A 7,208-nucleotide genomic window follows, 5' to 3' on the forward strand; every position below is an offset into this window, starting at 1 on the left:
TCCACCTATAACAAACCACTACGCTGGTGGTTTGGCTTTATTAGAGAATATACTCAGCACTTAAACTGATCGGCTCGTTGTATGCGTCCACAAGAGAGTTTTTTCCTTGCTTCTTAGCATTGTATAACGCTTGGTCTAATATCGAATAGAGCTCATCAAAGTTGGTGAGTGGCATTGAGGTTGATAGATAGGCCAGACTCGCAGATATATTCAATTGATGGTTATTAATCGAATGTACACTCTTTTCTGAAATTGTTTTATGCAGACTTTGTATTCTAAAGGGAACGTCAATCTCATCGACGTTTTTCAATAGCAAGATAAACTCTTCTCCACCTAAACGCCCCAAGTACTCTCCCTTATTAAGTTTAGCTTTAAGCGCTTTGCAAACCTGTTGTAGTACTAAGTCGCCAGTTGGATGACCATACTGATCATTAATCGCCTTAAAGTCATCTAGATCGATTAATGCTAGAACGTAGCGGAAGTCTCCTTCCGCTTTGGAGGTTTGGCTTTTAATCGTCTCTATAATTGCCGCTCTGTTTAATGCACACGTTAAGCTGTCTATTTTGGCTTTTAAGCGTGTTTGTCGCTGAATCATCAATGCCAGAGCGAGGAGAAGCAATAAACAGAAAACAACAAAATTATAAGTGCGTTGTTGGTCTGTGAGTTTTTCAAACTGATACTGACTTAGAAGAGTTTCGTTGTTCAACTGCGCGACTTGTAGATCATATTCATACTCTTTTTTAGTGAGATCTAGTGCCTCTAACGCCTTGATATTACTCGCGTCTCGGTTCGTTAGTTCAATCGTCGAGTAGGCCTTGTGATGCTCCAGCGCCTTTTTGTAATCATTTTGAGCTTGGTATGCTTTTGAGAGGAGTAATTGGGCTTGCGCTTGCAATAAGGGCCTAGCGTTTTTTACCGCTAATCTTAACGCAATTGTACCGTGTTCAATCGACTTTTCGGGTGTATGGTTCTTTAAATATGCCAATCCAGCAGCCAAATGACCCTCTGTTTCAAGGTGCGTATTCTCATAAGTTTGGGCAATGTTTAATGCTCTTCCAATGTAATCTACCGCGGTATCCAATTGCCCAGAATCGGCCAAAGCAGCAGATAACCCTAAATAGGTCAACCCTTGCCCGTATGGATAATGAAGTTGTTCGAGAATCGTTAATGCATTTTTGTAGTGGCTGATGGACTTATCGAGTTCTTTGGATTTTCTGTACATCGCTCCTAGACTATGTTCGACTTGCGCAACTTCAAGAGGTGTCCCTTCATCTTGGCGAACCAGTAAGGCTTGAATGAGATATTGCTCTGATTGTTCAAATTGCCCCAGCTCTGCAAGTAAATTGCCGACGTCATTGTAAATCCCTGAAGGATCGCTTTGCGTCGACATGTTGGCCATCAACTGTCGATACAAACTTAAGGCTTTTTCATAGTCACCGCGGTAATTGTAGTTATTTGCTACCACGCGCAAAGCAAGATCAACAGGGAAGTTTTCTTGATGCTTATGATTTAAGTGGCTCTCTAAGGATGAGCAATAAAAGTTTGCTTTGTGATAACGACCTTGTTGATTCAGCGTATAACAAAGTTGATAGTTCATCAGAGCCTTGCCTTCGGAATCGGATATTTTCTTCATTGTCTGTCGCAAAGAAGAAAAGCTATCTACTGAGGCCTCGTAACTACCATGCTTACGTTCATTTAAGGCAAGAATATATTCTGATTCTAATTGAGAAAAATGGTTGTCTAAGACTTGACTGCTGCCGTAGTAAGGCTGATTTATGTTTGACATATATTCGTAAATCAATCCACTTACGTAGAGCTTTTCGCTGTCCGATTTCGCTGTATGGTAGCGATCTTGAAGCATGCTCAATGCCGACTCAGGGTTGCTTCGTAGTGTGGTTTGGTAGACAGAGTGCCACTGTGTGATATTTTGGTTTGGTTCAATATCTTGAGTGTCGCTTGCATATACTGGAGTGAGCAAAAGTGACGCAAGCAAGGGATAGAGCATGCGCATGTTTAAACGAGCCTTTAATTTAAGGTGCCTTTAAAGTTGAGTTATCATAGCGCTTTTAACGCATCAGCGTTGTGATTAAGTTGGGTGTACTAAGAAAAAGAGTAGTAAAACTATGCACTTGGTCGAGATATTGAAAGAAGAGGCATAAAAAAGAAAGACCTCAACATAAAGTTGAGGTCAGAAATCTTTAATCAATGTAAAGCTTTGCTAGATCTTGAGGCTCCATTTCTTTGCCTTCTAACTGATCGTTCCAGTTAGTTCCAACAAGAACACCATCTTCAGCAAGAGTCAAAAGCCAATCTTCAACAAAGATATCTAATGGGATTTCTAGTACAGTAAAATCTGACCATTCTTCAACATTATGTGCTTCTGCATCTTCTTTAGAAGACCAGAAAGGCATGACTTCGCTGTTTTCGAATTCAGTTGAATCGCAAGATAGCCAACCTTCTTCATTGCGTAAACCCCAAACCAATTGGTTTTCTTTCGTTTCTGCAACAAAAAGGTCAAGGTTCGCTTGGATATCTGATGTAAGTTTGCTCATTTCAAAACTCTCGTTGTTATGACGTGGCTAGAGTAACACTAAAGTGCCGATTCCTAAAGCATAATACGGTTGTCGAAATGAGTAAAAATAAAGGAGCCGAAGCTCCTTTTCTGAGGTTAAGTATTCACTCGTTTTTGTTTGCTTTGTGCTTGCAGAGCAAACAAAAACAGGTACTTTACCTTTCTGGAAGAGTTGTGAATATTGTCCACTCTCTTTTTATCTCGCCTTTGTAACCAACGACTGATGCGGTTACTCGACGATTTAAAGCATGGCTGACTTCATCGGTCCCTTGTTGTGCTAAGTGAGTGTCACCAAAACCAACAATGCGGACTCTACTCGGTTCGATGTCGTAGCTTAGTAGGGCTTCACGGACATTGCGTGCTCGTCTTTCAGAAAGATCTTGGTTATGCTTTGAACCGCCAACTTTACTAGCATAGCCGTGCAGCTCTATCGAAGTAGTAGGGTACTCTTTTAAAAAGTCGGAAAGCTCTCGGACTTGTCTTCTGAAGACTGGATTGATCTCATCAGAGTCGTTAGCAAAAAGTATCCGCACTTGCATGTTATCTGATGCTTTAATGTATTCTCCACAACCGTCGTTGTCGACCTCTGAGCCTTCAGGTGTACCTGGGCACATATCTCGAGCATTGATGACACCATCGTTATCGTCATCTTGCAAATCTGCTATTTGTTCTGCATTTGGTACAGGACGATACTCATATTCGTCTTCAGCAACAACGTGTTGAGTGATGGCGAGCATACCCAATGCAAATAGAATCTTCACTGGTTTCATGATCAGTACTCCACCTTTTCATTCCATTCTGTAGGTACATCGACACGCAAGGCATTTAACAATTGGCCAGTCGCGTTCATAACGCGGTACTTGGCGTACTGCTCTGAGTATCGAGCATCTAAGTAGTTCTTTCTCGCTTCGAAAAGTTCGTTTTCAGTATTTAACAAGTCCAGCAGAGTGCGTTTTCCAATGCGATACTGCTTTTCGTAGGCGATGACAGTTTCAGAGGCCGAATCTACGTGATCCGCTAGGAACTCTTTTTGTTGAAGTGTTAAATCTAACGCACTCCAAGATAGACGAAGACCTTCTTCTACTTGGCGGTATGCACGTTCTCTTAGGTCTTTTGCTTTATTTAGTTGGTAGGCAAAACTTTCAGCGTTGGCTACGTCACTACCACCGTTAAAGAGGTTGTAACGCATACGTAACATTGCTGTTGTCTCTTCGCTGCTTCCTTCGATACCGCTTGCATCATCACGCCATGTTTGAGCCGCTTCTACCGATATCGTTGGGTAGTAAGTTCCCTTAGATTGCTTGTATTGGAACTTTGCAGAGTCCACATCAGCTACCGAAATTTTGATTACTGGATGTGACTCGAATGCCAAGTCAATCGCTTCATCGATGGTGTAGGGAATAAAGTTTTGGTCCGCTCTTGGGAAAATCAATCCTTGTGGTGACTGTCCGACAAGGCGTGTAAAGGTGGTGTGGCTGTCATATAAGTTGTTCTGAGCTGCCACCAAGTTACCGTGAGCCTTTGCTAAACGAGCCTCTACCTGGGTTAGGTCTGCTGTAGAACCGATACCTGAGTTAACTCGCTTTTTAATGTCTTCATAGATCTTCTTATGCACTTTCAAGTTATTCTCGGAAAGTGTCAGAATTTCATAAGCTTTTACTGAGTCTAAATAAACTTTCGCGACCTCTAAAGCGGTGTCTTGGGCATCAGCTAGAAGTTGATAACGGACCGATTCAGCATCAGCTGCTGTTCGATCCATATCATTAAGTGTCGCTGAGCCATCCCATATTAGCTGGGTTAGTGTCACGGTGGCTTCTTTTCTTGTCAGATCGGTTGAATCTCGCCCTGACTCTGCAGGTTTGATTCCTTCGTAACCGATACCGGCATCTAAGTCTACGGATGGGAGGTAAGCACCACCAGATGCTTCATTCACATACTGCTTGCTAACGAATTCATTGAACGCACTTTTGATGTCAGGATTGGTTTTTAATGTGTTTTCAACCGCTTGCTCTAGCGTTTGCCCAAAAGCATGACTAGCGGTGAACATACCAATACAAAAGGCGTTGGCACGAGTCCACTTCACTGTGATTCTCCTAGATAATGGTAAAAATTCTCGAGGTGATAGGGCTTATAAGTGGAATACTTATAAGGGCGTCAATAATTTAGCGCACAATAACATTAATATGCGATGAAGTAACCTGTTGATTCGCTGTTCATTTGTTTCAATTTTGATAAATCAACCTACTAAATCTGCCTAAAAATTGAATTAAGATCTCAAATTAAACATGGAGGTAATGGCTAGAAACGAGAGTCCAGATTTTAATAAAATAAAACACTTATGCATCTGGATTCTTATTGATGTATGACACATAATTACTTTATTGAGCATCAAATTGCTGTTATTGCACTATATATTCGGGCAATATATAGCAAATTAGTATTGTTAGTCAAAAACTTGACAGTTATTTAGGGTTAAGGTTTATATGGATCGTACAGCATTAGTGCCACTCGGTAATCAAGTCGTCGTAATAGGTTTGGATGGGCAGCTGAGAGTCCTTGCAGAAGGACAGCAGCCTCTACCAGGTGAAGTGATAGTGGCAATGACAGATGCTGCGCCTCAAGACCTGAAAATTCAGCTTGCTCAAGAGCAAGGTTTAAAAGATATTTCAGACGATGTAGCACAGATTATTAGTGCTATTGAGCAAGGTCAAGACCCTTCTGCTTTTGATGAAGAACTCGCACCTGCAGCGGGTGAAAATAGTGGCTCCAGTTTGCAAAATAGTGCCACGATTGTACGAGATGGTACTGAAGTGCTAGCCTCAACAAACTTTGAAACTATTGGCCTAGAATCCCTCGGCTTATCTGAAACACAAGCGTTGACCTTAAATGACTTCTTCACAACAGGTATCGAGACAAGTGGGGATGGCTCAAGTAAGCCACTTACTAATTCTCCAGTGACATTAAGCGCTGTTGAGGAAGATAGCGATCCAATCACGATAACTACTGAAGAATTACTATCGAATGTCAATATTGATGATGCCGATACTCTTGTCATTACAAACGTCACTATTGAGAGTGGGAATGGCACCTTAATTGATAACAGCGATGGCTCTTGGACTTACATCCCAGAAGCTGATGATGACACTGAAGTGTCATTCTCCTATGACATCATTGATGATGATGGTGGTGTTATTAATGGCACTGCTAACTTAGATATTACGCCTGTTAATGACGCGCCAATAGCAACTAATGATGCGATTCAAACTGACGAAGATTCCCTGGTTGTAATTGATGTGCTCGCTAACGACAGTGATATTGAAGGTGATGATTTAATCATTACCTCTGCTTCTGTACCAGAAGAGCAAGGTATCGTTGAGATTATCGATGGTAAGCTTGTTTTCACTCCGGCTGAAAATTTCAACGGTAATGCAACGATTAGCTACACCATCTCAGATGGTGAGTTAGAGGATGAAGCTCAAGTTTCGGTAACAGTAAACTCAGTTAACGATGCGCCTATTGCCTCTAATGATACAACAATTACAGAGGAAGATAGCTCAGTAACGATTGATGTCCTGCCAAACGACACCGATATTGATGGTGATAAGCTGTCGATTGAATCAGCGTCTGTGCCGAGTGACCAAGGTTCTGTCGAAATTATTGATGGAAAACTGGTGTTCACACCGGCTGAGAACTTCCATGGTGACGCTGTAATCTCTTACACCGTGACCGATGGTTCGCTGACTGACCAAGCGACGGTCAACGTCACCGTAAATGCGGTGAACGACACGCCTGTGGTTGAAAGCAGCATTGCAGACCAAGCCTTGGCGGAAGACTTTACGCCATACAGCATCGATCTAAATACCGCTTTCAGCGATGTGGATAACGTGGATGGCGAGTTAACGTTTAGCGTCTCTGGCAACAGCAACGTGTTGGTGTCGATTGAAAATGGCATCGCGACCATTAGCCCAACGGCAGACTGGAACGGCTCTGAAGCGCTGACCTTTACTGCCGCCGATCCAAGCGGCGAGAGCGTTAGCCAAACGGTGAACTTCACGGTAGCGCCTGTGGCGGACATCGTGGCAGATAAAGCGACGGTTGTGGAAGACACACCAACCATCATTAAGGTTTTAGATAACGACACGTTCGAAGGCAACGATAAAGTGGTGTCGCTGGATACCAATCACGGCCCAGCCAACGGCACGGTCTCGGTCAACCCGGATGGCAGCGTCACTTACACACCAAACGACAACTTCCACGGCACAGACAGCTTCATCTACATCGTTACGTCCGGTGGGGTATCAGAGTCCACCACGGTGAACGTCGATGTGACGCCAGTGAACGATGCGCCAGTGGCAAACGATGATACCGCTGTTACTGACGAAGATACACCAGTGACGATTGATGTTCTGCCAAACGACACCGATATTGATGGCGATACGCTGTCTATTCAATCGGCTTCCGTACCTGAAACACAAGGTACAGTTGAGATTGTTGACGGCAAACTGGTGTTCACACCGGCCGAGAACTTCAATGGTGATGTCGAAATCACTTATACCGTCACCGATGGTTCGCTGACTGACCAAGCCACGGTCAACGTCACCGTGAATGCGGTGAACGACACGCCTGTGGTTGAGAG

The 7,208-nt window shown here is 43.2% G+C and carries 5 protein-coding genes; 1 reads left to right on the forward strand and 4 read right to left on the reverse strand.

Going from position 1 to position 7,208, the window contains the following annotated elements; translation table 11 throughout:
• Nucleotides 1-40: 40 nt before the first annotated feature.
• From R7Z49_RS18080 to R7Z49_RS18095, 4 genes are all read right to left on the reverse strand, one after another.
• Nucleotides 41-2,011, reverse strand: coding sequence for a tetratricopeptide repeat-containing diguanylate cyclase (locus R7Z49_RS18080; protein WP_318111887.1), 1,971 nt, complete (start codon nucleotides 2,009-2,011; stop codon nucleotides 41-43).
• A 187-nt stretch (nucleotides 2,012-2,198) separates the two neighbouring features.
• Entirely contained in the window at nucleotides 2,199-2,552 is a 354-nt protein-coding gene (locus R7Z49_RS18085) for a DUF2750 domain-containing protein (protein WP_053304422.1), read from the reverse strand.
• A 175-nt stretch (nucleotides 2,553-2,727) separates the two neighbouring features.
• Nucleotides 2,728-3,342, reverse strand: a complete 615-nt coding sequence (locus R7Z49_RS18090) for an OmpA family protein (RefSeq protein WP_005377354.1) — start codon at nucleotides 3,340-3,342, stop codon at nucleotides 2,728-2,730.
• A gap of 2 nt (nucleotides 3,343-3,344) precedes the next feature.
• Nucleotides 3,345-4,655: a TolC family outer membrane protein gene (locus tag R7Z49_RS18095; protein WP_017635971.1), complete on the reverse strand. Its 1,311-nt coding sequence runs from the start codon at nucleotides 4,653-4,655 to the stop codon at nucleotides 3,345-3,347.
• A gap of 400 nt (nucleotides 4,656-5,055) precedes the next feature.
• Here R7Z49_RS18095 and R7Z49_RS18100 point away from each other — a divergent pair.
• Nucleotides 5,056-7,208 (forward strand): tandem-95 repeat protein (locus R7Z49_RS18100; protein WP_318111888.1); only part of this gene is annotated, 2,153 nt, incomplete at its 3' end.

It is taken from the genome of Vibrio sp. 1562, assembly GCF_033340155.1.
GTDB lineage: Bacteria > Pseudomonadota > Gammaproteobacteria > Enterobacterales > Vibrionaceae > Vibrio > Vibrio alginolyticus.

Bases quoted from the DNA above. Each gene is read 5' to 3' on its own strand.
- R7Z49_RS18080 (WP_318111887.1), bottom strand. From the start codon at position 2,011: ATGCGCATGCTCTATCCCTTGCTTGCGTCACTTTTGCTCACTCCAGTA.
- R7Z49_RS18090 (WP_005377354.1), bottom strand. From the start codon at position 3,342: ATGAAACCAGTGAAGATTCTATTTGCATTGGGTATGCTCGCCATCACT.
- R7Z49_RS18085 (WP_053304422.1), bottom strand. From the start codon at position 2,552: ATGAGCAAACTTACATCAGATATCCAAGCGAACCTTGACCTTTTTGTT.